This is a genomic window from Myroides sp. DF42-4-2, assembly GCF_030326445.1.
In the GTDB taxonomy this organism is placed as follows: domain Bacteria; phylum Bacteroidota; class Bacteroidia; order Flavobacteriales; family Flavobacteriaceae; genus Flavobacterium.
This window is the reverse complement of sequence record NZ_JACAKI010000006.1, coordinates 34,707-51,585: the sequence shown is the minus strand read 5'-3', so window position 1 is coordinate 51,585 and position 16,879 is coordinate 34,707. Positions and strand designations below refer to the sequence as shown.

Genomic DNA, 16,879 nt, shown 5'->3' with positions numbered 1-16,879 from the left:
ACACAATCTCTCAAATGAAAAAAATACTTTATATAGCCGCTTCGGTTTTCTTCTTCTACTCTTGTACAGAAAATTTTGAAGAAGTAAATACTAATCCCAATCTTATTGATCAAATTAGTTCGGGAACACTCCTCAACGAGATCCTTTACAATATGTCTAATAATAATGTTAGAAATTACTACGACATCACGGCAGAACTCATGCAAGTAAAACTGCCTTACCCTAGCTTTTATGGAGGTAGACATCGCTATGAAATTCTCGATAATACAGGTAATTCTCAATGGAATGCCAGTTATAAATGGGCTAAAAATATTAGAGAAATGTTAAGCATCGCAGAAGCCAACCCAAATGATGCAAACTACAAAGCCATTGGATTGACCTTACGCGCGTGGATTTATTCCAATTTGACTGATTCTTTTGGAGATATCCCTTTTTCTGAAGCATCCAAAGGAGATGAAGGTGGTGTAAAACCAAAATATGATACGCAGCAAGAAATCTACATGACCTTGTTGCAAGACTTAGAAGAGGCAAATGCACTCTATGCTCACGATAAACCGATGTTATACGGGAAGGAAATCTTATTTGACAATAACACAAGAAACTGGCAACGATTTACCAATTCCCTTCATTTGCGTTTGTTGTTGAGAATCTCCAATGTATATCCCGAGGCTTATACAAAAATGGTGACTTTATTGAGTCAAGAAGACAAATATCCCATCATACTAGATAATAGCCAAAGTGCAGCACTAAAGGTGACAGGAATCACCCCAAATTTATCACCTTGGTCTAGAGCCTTAGACTTTTCAAACGGTCAATCCGCTTCTGCCTTTTTTGTAGATCATTTGAATGAATTAAATGATCCTCGCTTAGAGATATATGCTACTGAAGCGAAAGATTTAGAAGGAAAGTCAATTGGGTATGTCGGAATTCCGAGTGCTTATGTTGGTGATAATTCACAGTTCAAGTTTTCTCCCTCCTATATGAATAATAAGCAAGTGGTCGCACCCATGAGTATTCCAATCTTGATGCACGCTGAGGTAGAATTTATCAAAGCCGAATTAGCTCAGCGTGGCTATTTCAACAGCAATAATGCAGCTCAGTATTATGTAAATGGAATTCGAAGTGCTGTTTCATATGTAACGGGAAAAGAAGTGCCTGCGTCTTACTTAGAGCAAGAAAAAGTGAAATACGATGGTAGTTTGGAGCAAATTATGCTACAAAAATATATCTCACTATACTTTACAGATTTTCAACAATGGTCTGAATATAGACGTACTGGCTTACCAGTGTTGCCTACCACTTCTTCTATGTTGAATGACGCTAAAATGCCTAATCGCTTATTGTATCATTCAGATCAAAAGGTATACAACCCAACGAACTATTCAGAAGCCAGTCAACGCATTGGTGGAGATAATATGAATGCAAAACTTTGGTGGACAAACTAGTGATGAAGAGAAGTGATTTTTTACGCACGATGGCTTTGGGGACTCTAGCCACGGCGATCCCTTTCGATATGCAAGCGAAAGGTACAGCAAAACCTAAGGCAGCAGATACGTTGAGCTTTGGAATTATTACGGATCTACATCAAGATCTAACCTTTGATGCTCCAGACCGTTTACAAGCGTTTGTCGATGAGATGAATCGAAAACAAGTAGATTTTATTGTTCAATTAGGTGATTTTTGTGTACCCAAGAAAGAAAACAAAATCATAGTAGATATCTGGAACTCTTTTCAAGGGGACGCTTATCACGTGATTGGCAACCACGAATTTGATGAAAATAAATCGTTGGAACAGATTATGGATTTTTTTGAATTAACAAAAAACTACTACAGTTTTGACCGCAAGGGGTATCACTTTGTAGTTTTAGATGCCAATGGAAAAATTCCGGGAAATGATAGTGTACGTTATCCTTCTTACTTTCATAAAGAACAGTTGGAATGGTTAGAACACGATTTGAAAACCACCCCTTTGCCAACGATTGTATTTATTCATCAAGGTCTGGATCACAATGGAGTACACAATAGAGAAGCAGTGCGTATTTTATTTGATAACTGCAATAAACAAGCGGGGTTTACCAAAGTAAAAGTTGTTTTTTCTGGGCATCATCACATGGATTATGCTAATGTTATCAATGGGATTCAGTATGTGCAAATAAACAGCGCAGTCTATCGTTGGTTAGGTGAACCCTATAACAATCAATCATTTCCACAGGAGGCGTATAAAAAATACCCGTATTTGCGCAATATGGGCTATTACAAAGAACCGTTATGGGCACATGTAGAAATAGAATCAGACGAATTGATCTTGACAGGAAAAGAATCCCCTTGGTTTGGAGATTCTCCCGTTGAATTAGGAGAACCTATTGTTTCGTGGAACTACGTTTCGGCCGCTAAAATATCAGATCGATTAATTAAGTTATAAGCAACATGAAAAAAATTATTCTAAGTATTGCCTTCTTATTCTCGTTGGCGGTTGGAGCACAAGATAAAGTAATTGGTTATGTCTATGAAGATGTCAACGCCAATGGCAAAAAAGATAAAAAAGATCGACCAATAGCCGAGGTCGCAGTGAGTAATGGAACAACGGTTGTATTGACAGACGAACAAGGAAAATATGAATTACCTCTGTCAGATGACAATCCAATATTTGTGATTAAACCCACTGGTTATCGCTTTGCTTTGGATGAGTACAATCTCCCAAAATACTATTATATGCACAAACCTAAAGGGGCTCCCAAACACTTAAAGTACAGTGGGATTGCACCAACAGGAAAGCTGCCAAAAGAAGTGAACTTTGGCTTGTTGCCTCAAACTGAATATAACGATTTTAAAGCCTTTGTCTTTGGTGATCCACAACCCTATACTATGGAAGAAATGGATTATTATAAAAGAGCTATTGTCGATGAGGCTAAGCAACATACAGCTGGTATTTCTTTTGGAATTAGTCTAGGGGATATTGTGGGGGATGATTTGAGTTTACATCAACCCTATAAAGAGGTAATGAAAGAAATTAACTTGCCGTGGTACAATGTGTTAGGTAATCACGATATGAACTACGATGTAGAAGAAGATCGTTATTCTGACGAAACCTTTGAACGCAATTTTGGTCCAGCTAATTATGCCTTTAATTATGGAAATGCCCATTTTATTGTATTGGATGATATTCTTTATCCACATCCAGTGACTAAAAAAGGATATTGGGGAGGATTTCGAAAAGATCAATTGGATTTTGTCCGTAACAATCTAAAGTTTGTAGAGAAAGATCGTTTAATTGTCGTGGCCTTTCATATCCCACTTTATGTAGGAGATGAAAAACACTTTGATGCACAAGCCAGGCAAGAACTACTCGATGCTCTGGCAGATTTTGATCACGTTTTGCTCTTATCTGCTCATATGCACATGCAAACCCATCAGTTTTATGGAAAAGAACATGGGTGGAACAAAGACCAATTACTACATGAGTACAACGTAGGAACCACTTCAGGAGATTGGTATTCAGGGGAATATAATGAAGATAATTTACCTGTATCTACCATGCGTGATGGAACGCCAAAAGGCTATGCTATCTTATCGGTTAAAAACAATGCGTATGTTTTAGATTACAAAGTAGCAGGAAAGCCCGATGATTATCGTATGGAAGTATTTATGCCTCAGGTTGTTGCAGATAAAAAAGGAGGAAACTCATTCGTTTATGCCAATGTATTTATGGGAACTGAATTTGATGTGGTCGAATATCGCATTGATCAACAAGAGTGGAAAAAAATGAAAAGAGAGGTAACCCTAGATCCTGCTTTGTATGCAAAAGTGCAAAAATATGATTTGTCTGATACACTTTTGGATGGAAAGAGACCTTCTAACCCTGTGAATAGCCCTCATTTGTGGAGTGCACGTATTCCGGCCAATTTAAGTATAGGAACACATCAAGTAGAAATTCGTACAAAAGATATGTTTGAACGTGTATTTTCTACTGTGAAAACATTTAGAGTGGAGTCAAGAACAAGTAAATAATACAAAAATAAGTCAAGATGAAGTAGAGTAATTTCATGAAGTGAAGTGTTAATTTGGTTGAGATAGGTGGGCATTTGCTCGCCTATCTTCGTTTGAGGGAGGCAAAAAAATAGTTGTGTAACAGTAGATATTCGAGTATTTTGCTACGATCAAATTAAAACCAGAAATCAATGAAGTTTACCAGCGCTTTTAGCCAATCAGTCAAATGCAGTTTATGGGCAATTGCACTAATGACCAGTAGCGTTAGTCTTGCACAGCAGCAAGATCCTATCGTAGAGGCCATCGTTAAAGAAGGAACCCACCACTCACAGCTCAAGGCGTATGCCTTTGAATTATTAGATGTGATAGGCCCGCGTTTAGTAGGGACACCTCAAATGATGCAGGCGCACAATTGGGTAAAAGAAGAATATCAAAAAATGGGATTGGAGGCTCGTAATGAAGCCTATGGAACCTGGAAGGCATGGGAAAGAGGAACGTCTCAAATTACGATGACCGCCCCTCGAATTAAATCACTAGAAGGTATGCAATTAGCTTGGAGTCCTGAAACGAAAAAAAATGGCGTTGAAGGAGAAGTCGTTGTCTTAGTAGATGCCCAATCGAAAGCCGATTTCGAAGCTTGGCTACCCTCAATAAAGGGAAAATATATATTGATATCTGCACTTCCCCCAAGTGGACGACCAGATTATCAATGGAAAGAATACGCCACGGCAGAGTCGTACGAGAAAATGAAAAAAGAAAGAGAAGCGATTGAACAAGCGTGGAACCAGCGCATAACCAATACAGGATATACGGCAAAGGAGCTACCTAAAATATTGGAAAAAGCAGGAGCTGCAGGTGTGGTAATGTCTTATTGGACAGGAATTATGGGCGCGAATCGAATTTTTGGCGCTCAAACCACAAAAGTACCTACTGTAGATCTTGCCTTTGAAGATTATGGTTTGCTTTATCGTCTTGCGGAAGGCGGAAAATCCCCTAGAATTAATGTCAATGTACAATCTAAAGACTTGGGAATCGCACAGACGTTTAATACAATTGCTGAATTAAAAGGAACAGAAAAAGCAGATGAATACGTTATTCTATCTGCTCACTTAGATAGCTGGGATGGTGGAACGGGAGCCACAGATAACGGAACGGGAATCATTACTATGATGGAAGCAACTCGCATTCTAAAACAAGTTTTACCCAACCCTAAACGCACCATTCTAATCGGAAACTGGGGAAGTGAAGAACAAGGACTAAATGGATCTCGTGCTTTTGTGGCAGATCACCCCGAGTTAGTAGATAAGATTCAAGTGGTTTTCAATCAAGATAACGGAACAGGTCGTATCGCTAATATAGCAGGACAAGGGTTTTTACATGCCTATGACTTTTTAGAACGCTGGCTTTCGGCAGTGCCTAAAGAATATAAAAAAGAGTTGAAGACCCATTATCCAGGGTCTCCCTCTGGTGGTGGATCCGACCACGTTTCTTTTGTCAGTAAAGGTATTCCAGGATTTATGATGAGTTCTCTCAGCTGGGGCTACGGAAACTATACTTGGCATACCAATCGAGATACCGCGGATAAAATCGTATTTGATGACGTGCAAAACAACGCAATTCTCATCGCTATTATGGCCTATAAAGCAAGTGAAGAACCTGAATTGGTGCCAAGAGAAAAAGTAAACCTTCCGATCAATGATCAAGGAGAACAGCAACAATGGCCCGTTTCAAAAGAACCACAACGCAACTCCAATAACTACTAGAAAAAATGCTTTTGCCTTTGGTAAAAGCATTTTTTTTACGCTTAATTTATAATGGTTTGTTAACGAATTGATTCGCGTTTTTATAACCTAGTGTTTTTTAGCAAGCAAACGACAGATATCATTGCGAATAGTTATATATTTATGCACCTAATTTTTTATTTCTTATGAAAAAATTAAATGTATATGTTATGATACTAGCTCCCATCTTAGGCTTTGCACAACAGCCTAATAAAAAGATCCAAGAGCTCTGGAAAAGTATCGAGCACAAGGAAGAACAGAGAGAAGTACAAAGTATGCTTCCAGAAGTACAAGAAGTGATCTCACTATCTCGTCAGTCAAAAGCCTACGCTAGTCTTTTGAAAGGAATGTTCTACGAAGCTAAAATCAATATTACAACCCAAGAGGATAAAGCGTATGACATCAATACTGTTTTACAAGCGTTTGAAGCGGAACTAAAAGCAGCATCAGGGGAGTACAAAGCTGTTCTGCAAGCGTATATAGCGCGGTTATATCAATTGTATTACGAGGAAAATGCTTATAAACTGAGCAATAGGACCACAGTTGAACAGCAAAAAGGCAACGACATTCGCTTTTGGACCAAAGAGGATTTTGAAAGAGAAAGTGCGGCTTATTGGAACGCAGCTTTGGAAACTGCAAAGAAAAATACAACGGCAACAGTAGGCGGTTGGAATGATGTATTTCTAACAACAGAACAGTACAACCTCGACTTTTCTAAACTTACTGTTTACGAGGCGTTGCGCATCGATTATGCCGCTTATCTAGCTGAAGGATTTGCCTATCGCGCTACTACAGAACAAAGAGAGCAAAAAAAGGCACAAGCCAAAGAAGTAGTTCAACAAGTGATTCAAGAGCTAACCAAAAAAGGACAAAGCGAATTAGCCGCTTATGTACAAGTGTATGCTTTGCACAATTTTGAACATCATCAGGAATTAGCTGAACGCAATAAGGTGTACCAAACACTGCTCAAACAAAACCCTAAGTCGGCTTTAGTCCACGAAGCAGTAGTTCAATTTATGTACTATGCCTACCAAGATAGTCAAGAACAAGAAGTAGAAGAAACTGCTGGAGCAACGCTATTGGCTTTTATTGAACAAACGATAGCGAAATTTCCTGGAACAGAAACCGCACAGCGACTAGAAACAATCAAAAAAGTAGTTGAAACCCCGTCTTTGGATGTGAGTTACAACGCATATGAATTACCTGAAGTGAGTTCTATTTTAGCGGTAACCCATAAAAATGTGTCAACGCTTCACTTTAAAATATTAAAATTTGAAGGAGATGATAAATCGTTTTCTATCAACGAGCCAAGCAATTTAGCAGGATACAAAAAAATTGCCTCCGATTACGAAAAAGTGACTGAATACACCATTGCCTTAAAATCTTTTACCGATTACAAAGCCCATACCACTCATGTGGAGTTAAAACCACTCCCTCCAGGACGTTATATCGTACTTTTGGCTAATCGCGATTTTGATTACCTCACAGAAGAAAAAGATGTGGTAAGCATGGCATTGATTAATAGTACCTCAAATGCCTTCTTGACCAATGGCAATAAGTTTAGATTATACGATCGTAAAACAGGACAACCCAAAGCCAATCAAGCGGTTTTCCTAGCGAATGGACCTAAAAAAGACCAGAGTAAAGCGTATTGGGAAACGATCATCAATACAGATGGTAATGGAGAGTTTACCGCTGATTTTATCAAAGAATATGCAAACTTATATTACGGAGTAAAAGGAGAATCGATCTTTTACTCAACTTATACCTTTCCAAAGAACAAAGAAACAGAAGATGGTACGGAAACGGTAAATTGGAATGCAAAAGTATTAACCGATCGAGCGATTTATCGCCCAGGACAAGTGGTGTACTTCAAGTCTATTGTCTTCCGTCAAAAAGGAAAAACTAGACAAGTGGGAGCCAATCAGTTGGTTACTGTTAAGTTAATGAATCAAGAAACCCAACAAGAAGTAGGGAAATTAGCTTTAAAAACCAATGAATTCGGATCGGTTCAAGGAGAGTTTATTTTGCCAACTACAGGTATGTTGGGCAGTTTTAACTTTGAGGTGCTGCTAAAAGAAGGAAATATAGAGGAATATGCCTCCATAAGTGTAGAAGAATACAAACGTCCGAAGTTTGAAGTTACGATGGATGAGGTGAAAGGTGTGTACTATTTCGATGAAAAAGTAGAAGCTAAAGGAAAAGCAATTGATTATTCAGGAGCTACTGTAGCCCATAGTACTGTTAACTATCGCGTTGTCCGAAACTCAGGTTATCGTTATGATATCCGAGGATATTATGGTAGACCTGGGCGTGAACAAGCTGTCACTGTTGCGCAAGGAGCAGTAGAAACAGATGCTACAGGAAATTTCACCATCACTTTTACTGCTACTCCAGAGCGAAAAGAGTACAAAGCAACTGATTTACGCGTGCATTCTTACACCGTTTACGCAGATGTGATGGATATCAATGGCGAAACACATAGTAGCACGCAAACGATCTATGTTGGCGATAAAAATATTAACCTTCAATTGCCAATCACGACTAATGAAATGGTATCAACCAAAGAGTTAGAGGCAATTAAAATTAAAACGAACAACCTCAATGGAGCGACATTCGCTGCCAAGGGAGAATTGAGTATCGTTGCCTTAGAAGCACCTTATGCTAGACGTATGTTATTGCCTTACGAAAACTATGCAAAAGAAGATTACGAATTGTATACCTATGAAGAATTCGTAAGTAAATTCCCTTATGTTGGCTATGGCGATGAAATTGATCATACCAAATGGAAACAAGGAAAAGTAGTATTTTCCAAAGACTTTGATACCGCAAAAGATAGTGAGGTGACTTTCCCTAATGCAAAAGCATTGACGTCAGGTTTTTACTTGTTGAAAGGTTTCGTTTGGGAAAAAGGTGAAAAAACAGAAGTAGAACAGTATTTCTACTATGACAATACCACAGAAGAACCAGGAGTAATCTATCAATTGCTCTCAGTAAAAGCAGATAAAGAAAAGTATAAAACAGGAGAAGTAGCTAAAATTAGATTACAGAGTGGTGAAAATCAAACTATTGTGATTGCTTCTGTGTTTGTAAACGGACACCTCAAACAAAAGAAAACGCTAGAGGTAAATCGAAAAGCCAGTTATTTTGAGTATCCCATGACAGGGGAAATGGGGGATGTAAGAGTGAGTTTTACCGCAGTTAAACACAACTTCGCCACGCAAAAATCAGCGCAATTGGTCTTGGATGCAAGCCAAGAAGAGTTGAAAGTGGAGCTTGTTACTTTTAGAGATAAGCTTACACCAGGACAAGAAGAAACATGGCGCTTAAAAGTATCGGGAAAATCAAAAGACAAATTCGCAGCCGAAATGGTGGCGGGAATGTATGATGCTTCCCTAGATCAATTCAGAAGTAATACCTCTTTCCATACAAACTTTGATTACTTCTTTAGCTATGGACAAGATTCTGATTTTGGAACCTACAATTTCAGCAGAAAAAGCTATGCACAAAATCTATTGAACCATTCTATTTACCCAAGTTTAGTGTCTTATGGAAAACCAATTGGGTTGAATGTATTCGGATTTAGTCCAAATGGAAGACCGCTTATAACCGTTCGCGGTGCCATGGCATACAAGAGTGAAAGCGCTAATTTAAGCGAGAATATGGTGGTTAGAGAAACTGCAGGAGAGGCAATGAAATCAGATGCAGCAGCACCAGCTCCACCAGAAGCCAAAGAAAAAACACTAGATAAAGGTGATGTTCAAATCAGAACCAACCTAAAAGAAACAGCCTTTTTCTATCCTCAGTTGCAAACGGATGATAAAGGAAATGTGAGCTTTACCTTTACCACCCCAGAAGCATTGACGCAGTGGAAATTTATGGCCTTTGCGCATACCAAAAACCTACAAAGCAACTACGTTGAGCAACTGGTGCGCACCCAAAAAGAATTGATGGTACAACCGAATATGCCGCGTTTTGTTCGCGAAGAAGATCAAATTACGGTATCGACAAAAATTGTAAACTTAAATACTACCGCATTAAGTGGAGAAGTAGAAATTCAATTCTTTGATGCGCTAACGGCGACACCGTTAACGGGATTAGTAGAAGAAGGAAGCACAGTAAAACAAAACTTTACCCTTGCTGCAACAGCCAATACAGAAGTTGCATGGACCATCAATGTACCGAAAGACATCGTAGCTTTAGGATACCGTATAATGGCCAAAGCAGGTGAATTTAGCGATGGTGAAGAAGCAGCGATTCCTGTGTTGTCTGGCCGTACCTTGGTAACCGAAACCATGCCGTTGTACATCAAAGAAGGACAAAATAAATTATTCACATTTAATGCTTTAGAACAACCGCTTTCAGCAACACGTGAAAACTATAAGCTGACGTTAGAAGTGACTGCGAATCCAATGTGGACCGCTATTTTAGCCTTACCATACCTCAAAGAGCATCCGTTTAAAGGAACAGAACAAACTTTTAGTAAAGTTTTTGCAAATACTGTCGCTACCCAATTGTTAAATAGCAATCCACGTATTCAATCCGTATTTGAATATTGGTCAAAACAAGGCGGAATACAGTCAAAACTAGAGCTTAATGATGAGTTGAAACAAGTATTGATCGAAGAAACACCATGGGTTCGTCAAGCCGCAGATGAAACAGAACAAATGAAGCGTTTAGCTGTTCTTTTTGATCTAAATAAAATGAAAACCGATTTGGATGCGCAGCTTGAGCGCTTGAATAACCAACAAAACAAAGATGGTGGATTTCCTTGGTTTAGTGGAGATCAATCAAACGTGTACATCACCCAAACCATTGTTGAAGGATTTGGGCAAATGAAACAAGCAGGAGGTATGCCACTATCAGAAAAGATTATGGCACTGGTAAAAAAAGCCTTTACTTATTTAGATGAACAACACTACGCAACCTATCAGAAAAACAAGAATGAGGATAAACGTTCAACCCTAGACTTGCACTATCTGTACGTGAGAAGTTTGTTTAAAGATGAAATTAAAATCCAAGATAAATACGCAAAAATGATTGCGGATTACCGCAAAGAATTAGCTGGGCAAAAAACATCGGACAACCTGTATACCTTAGCAATGAAGGCAATTGTACTACAGCGATTTGGCGATGCTAAAGCGGCAAATTCAACAGTAAAAACTATCCTAGAAACAGCAGTGCGCAGCGATGAAATGGGCATGTACTGGAAGGAAAATGCAGCAGGATGGTTGTGGTATAATGCGCCAATCGAAACACAAGTAATGATCATTGAGGCAGCACATGAAGTAGATGCAACAAAATATGCTAATGCAATTGAAGACATGAAAGTGTGGTTGTTGAAAAACAAACAAACAGTAGCCTGGAACTCAACCAAAGCAACAACACGTGCAGTATATGCGTTACTGTATTTAGGTAAAAATTGGATGCAGGCCGACCAAGGAGTTGATGTAAAAGTTGGCGGTTATCCCGTAGATTTTGCCCAATCAGAGCAATTCAATGCAGGATACTATAAAAAAGTATGGGACGGAGCTGATATTCAGCAAAAAATGGGAATCGTAGAACTAGATAAAAAGTCTGCGGGAGTTGCTTATGGCGCTATGTACTGGCAGTATTTTGAAGACCTGAACAAGGTGTCTAAGTCAGGTACTGGCATTGCCTTTGACAAGCAATTGTTCATCAAAGCGACTACAGACAGCGGACAAGTATTGCGCGAGATTACAAATGAAACACCAATTAAGGTAGGAGATGTAGTTACCGTGCGATTGGAAATTTCAGTTGATCGCGATATGGATTATGTTCACCTCAAAGATATGCGCGCAAGTGGATTCGAACCGATGAACGTTCGCTCTGGCTATAAGAGAAATGGCGAATTTGGGTATTACGAAGAAACCCGTGATGCAGCAACCAATTTCTTTATTACCCACCTTCGAAAAGGTACTTATGTTTTTGAATACGACCTACGTGCAAATAACGCAGGATACTTCTCAAATGGAATAACAACCCTTCAAAGTGTATATGCACCAGAAATGAATGCAACAAGCGAAGGAGCTGATGTGAAAATTTTAAGGTAGAAATAGTTAGTTGAGACGAGAAACCTAAACCAAGTAAAGGTTTTTTGAACACCCAAATAATTGAAAACCGCAAATAAAAAAAAGAGACTAAAACGAAGTTTTAGTCTCTTTTTTTTATCTAAAGCATTTCCATTCCTTCCATATCTCCTCCATCAGGACCACCTGGAGTCATAGCTTTGCGGTCCATTTTTTTCGGTTGGTTGAATCGATATGTAAACGATAAGTTGATTTGTCTACCTCTCCATTGCATTTCACTGTGTGAAATCGTTTGCGGTAAAACGAGATCTTGCTCTCTTTTTCTTGAGTTAAAGATATCACTTATGTTAAAAGTAATTGTTCCTTTGTCTTTTAGGATGTCTTTACTCAAGGCAAGGTTAGCTGATAAGTTACCTAAAACTTTTCCTTGTGCCGTATTGTATGGCGCGCGGTACATTCCGTTTAACTGCCAATCAATTTTATAAGGCAACGTAATTTTTGACGATACACGCGTAAACCAAGCATAGGTGTTTTTATCGAAGTTTTGTGTCTCTAATGTCCCGTCTAAATGCGTAAAGGTATAATCTCCTCTAGTCTCTGTTCGGTAGAAGTTGAAGTTACCGTTTAATCTCCACCATTTAAAAGGAGAGTAGTTTAATGTAATATCCAATCCATAACGGTGTTCTGTCGCTAAGTTAATCGGTGAACTAATCGAAATAGGTGTGCCATCTTCTGTTTCCCCTGCAATACGACGAACAAATTGGAACGTATCATCCGTTTTGTTGTAGTAAGCCGATGCACTCAAGGTAAAACCGGTCCAACGTTTCATAAAACCTAAATCAATTGCATCTGTTTTTGCAGGATCTAGATCTGGATTTCCTTGGAAAAAGTTGATGTCACTCGTGTAGTTTGAAAAAGGATTTAAGAAGAATCCACGCGGTCTATTTACGCGTCGACTATAGCTAATACTCGTACTTGTACTCTCGTTTATTTCGTAGTTTAAGAACGCACTAGGAAAGAAATCGTTGTACTTTTTGTTGTTGTAACTCTGTGAAGTAAGCTGGTTGACATCTATATTCGAATCTTCCCAACGCAATCCAACCATAAAACTTAATTCAGGTGTAATGCGATCGCCATATTGTGCGTAAAGGGCGTGAACATTTTCCTTGTACTCTAAGATATTAGATAAACGAGTGTCTGTATTCCAACTGTTTTGCTGCAAGCGCTGTAGGGCAAAATCAGTAGTGTTCGATTTAAAGGTTCCTAAATATCCCGCTTCAAAATTACCGTGTTCTCCAATAGGCAATGTGTAATCTAGTTTTACTAATCCACTTTTTTCCTTTTCTTTATTATTGGTACGCTCGTATGCCGTTTGATTTAAAAAACTGTTGATGTCGTCAATGGTTGCATTTTCGTTGTCGCGTTCTTGAGAAATTGACCCTTCAACAAGTAAAATATGCCCTTCTTTCTCAAATTTTTTCTCAAACGTAGTGGTATAATCTAGGTTGTTTCTCGTACTTTTTTTGTCTTCATTTCGGTATCTGTTGTATAAAAATACATCCGAAGCATCGTAGTAGCTGTAGTTTACACGGTTGGGGTTACCACCTGTATTACGTCTAGCCGTTACAGTATTTGTCCACGTAATTGAAGGCGTTAAATACCACTCTAGACCAAATGTACCATTATACCCTTGACGCTGTCTGATGTTGTCCTTGTATTCGTAAACGCGTTGTGTCGGCTCACCCGTTACTGGATCGAGATAGCGGTTGTCATTCAAGTTATATCCTTCTGATTCGCTGTCTCTATAACCCAAAGAAGTAAAGAAATTGTAGCTTTCTCCTCTCACATTGAACATAGTGTTCAACTCATAATTACGAGGATCACCTACGGTTCCAGTTATACTACCGTTAATTCCTTCTGCTTTTCCTTTGCGTAGGATAATGTTGATGATACCCGCACCTCCTTCTGCCTCATAACGAGCGGATGGATTAGTAATCACCTCTACGCGATCAATAGATTCAGCAGGTAATATGCGCATAGCCTCTTGGATGTTGTTCGCCAATCCAGTCGGTTTACCGTCAATCAAAACTTTTACATTTTCATTTCCTCTCAAGCTAATTGTACCTTCACTATCTACAACAACCGAAGGAACATTGTCCAAAACATCAGCAGCAGTACCTCCTTTGACAATCATGTCTTGGCCTACATTGTAGATTTTTTTATCCAACTTGATGTCTACCGTAGAACGTTCAGCGATAACAGTTACTTCTTCTAACATTTGAGAATCGTCCTGTACTTTTTGTACCCCAATATTAGTATCTCCTTGTACAGAAATACCGTGTAATTCTAAGGTTTTAAAGCCTAAAAAGTCAATTTTAATATAGTAGGTTCCATCTGGAACATCAAAAGAAAAGTGCCCTTTTGAATCCGTCATCGCGCCGGATACGATGTTGGAATTGCTCTCATTTTGAGCGTAAATACTAGCGTATTCTAAAGGGGTGTTAGTTGCCGCTTCAATGACTGTACCGGTGACTGTACTCTGAGGGCGGTTCTGAGCTGCTGTTGTTAGTGCCGTAAATAATACGAACAACAGCAGAAGAACTGATGTAGGCGTTTGTCTTTTCATTATAGTCGTTTAGTTTACTTATCATACACTTAGACTATAATTTTAACCTTTGGTTTAATAACTATTTTGTTAAAAAAAAGTTAATCAAAGAATTTGATGTATTTTTTCTGTAGGCCTAGCAACAATAGCTTTTGAGCCATTGACTACGACAGGGCGTTCTATGATTTGCGGATGTGCCACCATGGCCTGAATGATTTCCTCATCAGAAAGTGTTTGATTTGCAAAATTCTCCTGCCAGAATGCATCTTTAATGCGCACTAACTCAATCGGGGTGTAGTTTAACTTTTGTAAAAGCGCTTTAATGTCGTCATAGCCAAGATTTGCATCCAAATATTTTATAATTTTGTAGGCTACACCTTGTTGTTCCATAAACGCGATACTCTCTCTTGATTTACTGCAACGAGGATTGTGATAAATTGTAATCATAGTGTTAAGGTTTGTTCTCAAATATAGCAATTTTTTTGAAAAATGAAATACATCGACCACCTACTACATCAAGTAAATAAGAAGCAAATCCTGTATTATCTTCCGTTTACACTGTTTTATTTGATGATTATGCTTGTAAATGGGTTGATTGCAAAATATTCTTCGATCTCAACACAAGAAATAATCCAATCGCAAGTTGAGTTGTTAGGAAAAAATGCTGCTTTCTTTCAACTGATTTTTCCTTTCGCTATCTTTTTGGTATTGTTAGCTTTATGGGTGTTGTTTGTACATAAACAATCCTTGGTAAGCCTGACCACTTCGCGAACCAAAATTGACCTCAAGCGTTTTGGATTCGCCTTTGGCTGTCAAACCGCTTTGATTCTACTGAGCTTTATCATTAGTTACCTCTTCAATCCCACACACCTTGTTTTTAATTTTAATCTTACGGCTTTTCTCGGATTTTTTGTCATTGCCTTGATTTTTATTCCCATTCAAACGAGTTTTGAAGAGTATTTCTTTCGCGCTTATATGATGCAAGGTGTAGGCTTAGCTACGAGAAGTAGGGGCATAGCCCTGATTGTTACTTCCGTTGTCTTTGGTTTGTTGCACCTCGCTAATCCTGAAGTAGAAGTATTGGGTGGAGGAATTATGGTATATTATATTGGTACGGGGTTTTTCTTGGGTATTATGACGTTAATGGATGATGGGTTAGAGTTGGCGCTGGGTTTTCACGCGGCCAATAATTTGATCGGCGCTTTATTAGTCACCTCAAGTTGGACCGTTTTTCAAACGAATTCCCTATTTTTGAATACCACGCCTATAGATGCTATTTCCGTTTGGGAGTTTATTTGGCAGGTATTTGTTTTTTACCCTATTTTACTCGTTATCTTCGCCAAGCGATACAAGTGGACCGATTGGAAAAATCGCTTGTTAGGTAGGGTTGCTTAATTATTTTTGAATAGATATGTTATGGATCATTACGATATTCACCCTCAATTCAAACTAAATGGCGTGAGGCATACGCTCGACTCTCTTTTAAGTGAAGCAAACGCAATGCGAGCCACCTCAGAGGAGTACCTAAGAGAATTGGGACAGCTTATCTTGGATTGGTTTGACGAGAAGGAGTACGTTGTACAACGTACTTCAGGGACTACTGGACCACCTAAAATCGTCCACTTGCCCAAAAAAGCAATGGTAGCTTCAGCAACTGCAACGGTTACCTTTTTTGATGTTCCTGCTGGTAGCAAAGCGCTCTTGTGCATGGGACCTCAATTTGTTGGAGGGAAGCTAATGTTTATTCGTGCCTTGCTATTTGGATGGGAATTGGATGTTTGCAGGCCAACGGCTCGTCCGTTGGAAGGTCGCTCAACCCACTACACTTTCGTCGCTATGGTACCCATGCAGGTGGAAAATAGTGTAGACGTGCTAGAACAAATAGACATTTTAATCATTGGAGGAGCAAAAGTATCGCCTGTATTGGCACAAAAACTAGTTGGCTTACGTACACAAGTTTACGAAACCTATGGAATGACGGAAACAATTACGCATATGGCAGCAAAAAAAATAGGAAATCCCTATTTTGAAGTACTTCCACATGCCTGTATTCAAACCGATGATCGCGGTTGTTTGCTTATTGATATTCCCAGTATAAGCAGTACGCGCATCGTGACCAACGACTTAGTACGTCAAATTGATGATCGCCGATTTGAGTGGTTAGGGCGCTTTGACAATGTAATCAACAGTGGAGGAGTGAAACTATACCCAGAGCAAATAGAAGAAAAATTAGCGGCGAAAATACCGTCGCGCTTTTTTATTGCCGGAAAAGCCGATGCCTACTTTGGAACTATTGTTGTACTAGTGATTGAAAGTCAACCCTACACTTTAGCAGCTGATGTGTTTGACGACTTAACTAAATATGAAAAACCTAAAGAAATACAGTTTGTTCCGCTTTTTGTAGAAACGGCCTCTGGCAAGGTAATTCGATCAAAAAATATAAATGAATAACGCAG

Annotated in this window: 9 protein-coding genes; 7 read left to right on the top strand and 2 right to left on the bottom strand. The window is 38.9% G+C overall.

What is annotated here, in order from left to right:
* Positions 1 to 14 precede the first annotated feature (14 nt).
* The 5 genes from HX062_RS06485 (at position 15) to HX062_RS06465 (ending at position 11,842) form a co-directional block, all read left to right on the top strand.
* Entirely contained in the window at positions 15 to 1,445 is a 1,431-nt protein-coding gene (locus HX062_RS06485; protein ID WP_182627089.1) for a SusD/RagB family nutrient-binding outer membrane lipoprotein, read from the top strand.
* Positions 1,433 to 2,422, top strand: coding sequence for a metallophosphoesterase family protein (locus HX062_RS06480; RefSeq protein WP_286466897.1), 990 nt, complete (start codon positions 1,433 to 1,435; stop codon positions 2,420 to 2,422). Before HX062_RS06485 ends, HX062_RS06480 begins: the two co-directional genes overlap by 13 nt.
* Before the next feature lie 5 nt (positions 2,423 to 2,427).
* Positions 2,428 to 4,008, top strand: a complete 1,581-nt coding sequence (locus HX062_RS06475; RefSeq protein ID WP_286466840.1) for a calcineurin-like phosphoesterase C-terminal domain-containing protein — start codon at positions 2,428 to 2,430, stop codon at positions 4,006 to 4,008.
* A 230-nt stretch (positions 4,009 to 4,238) separates the two neighbouring features.
* Positions 4,239 to 5,750: a M20/M25/M40 family metallo-hydrolase gene (locus tag HX062_RS06470; protein WP_430530222.1), complete on the top strand. Its 1,512-nt coding sequence runs from the start codon at positions 4,239 to 4,241 to the stop codon at positions 5,748 to 5,750.
* 188 nt (positions 5,751 to 5,938) lie between these two features.
* A complete protein-coding gene (locus HX062_RS06465; RefSeq protein WP_286466838.1) occupies positions 5,939 to 11,842 on the top strand; it encodes an alpha-2-macroglobulin family protein in 5,904 nt (1,967 codons plus the stop codon).
* 118 nt (positions 11,843 to 11,960) lie between these two features.
* Here HX062_RS06465 and HX062_RS06460 read toward each other — a convergent pair whose 3' ends face one another.
* Positions 11,961 to 14,444 carry a TonB-dependent receptor gene (locus HX062_RS06460; RefSeq protein ID WP_286466837.1) on the bottom strand — a complete coding sequence of 828 codons (2,484 nt, stop codon included), beginning with the start codon at positions 14,442 to 14,444 and terminating at the stop codon, positions 11,961 to 11,963.
* An 84-nt stretch (positions 14,445 to 14,528) separates the two neighbouring features.
* Positions 14,529 to 14,870: an arsenate reductase (glutaredoxin) gene (gene arsC, locus HX062_RS06455; protein ID WP_182627189.1), complete on the bottom strand. Its 342-nt coding sequence runs from the start codon at positions 14,868 to 14,870 to the stop codon at positions 14,529 to 14,531.
* 42 nt (positions 14,871 to 14,912) lie between these two features.
* Between arsC and HX062_RS06450 the strand changes: the two genes are divergently transcribed.
* Both HX062_RS06450 and HX062_RS06445 read left to right on the top strand, forming a co-directional pair.
* Positions 14,913 to 15,818, top strand: a complete 906-nt coding sequence (locus tag HX062_RS06450) for a CPBP family intramembrane glutamic endopeptidase (RefSeq protein WP_182627078.1) — start codon at positions 14,913 to 14,915, stop codon at positions 15,816 to 15,818.
* Positions 15,819 to 15,839: 21 nt separating this feature from the next.
* Complete coding sequence (locus tag HX062_RS06445) at positions 15,840 to 16,874, top strand: AMP-binding protein (protein ID WP_286466836.1); 1,035 nt, start codon at positions 15,840 to 15,842, stop codon at positions 16,872 to 16,874.
* Positions 16,875 to 16,879 lie beyond the last annotated feature (5 nt).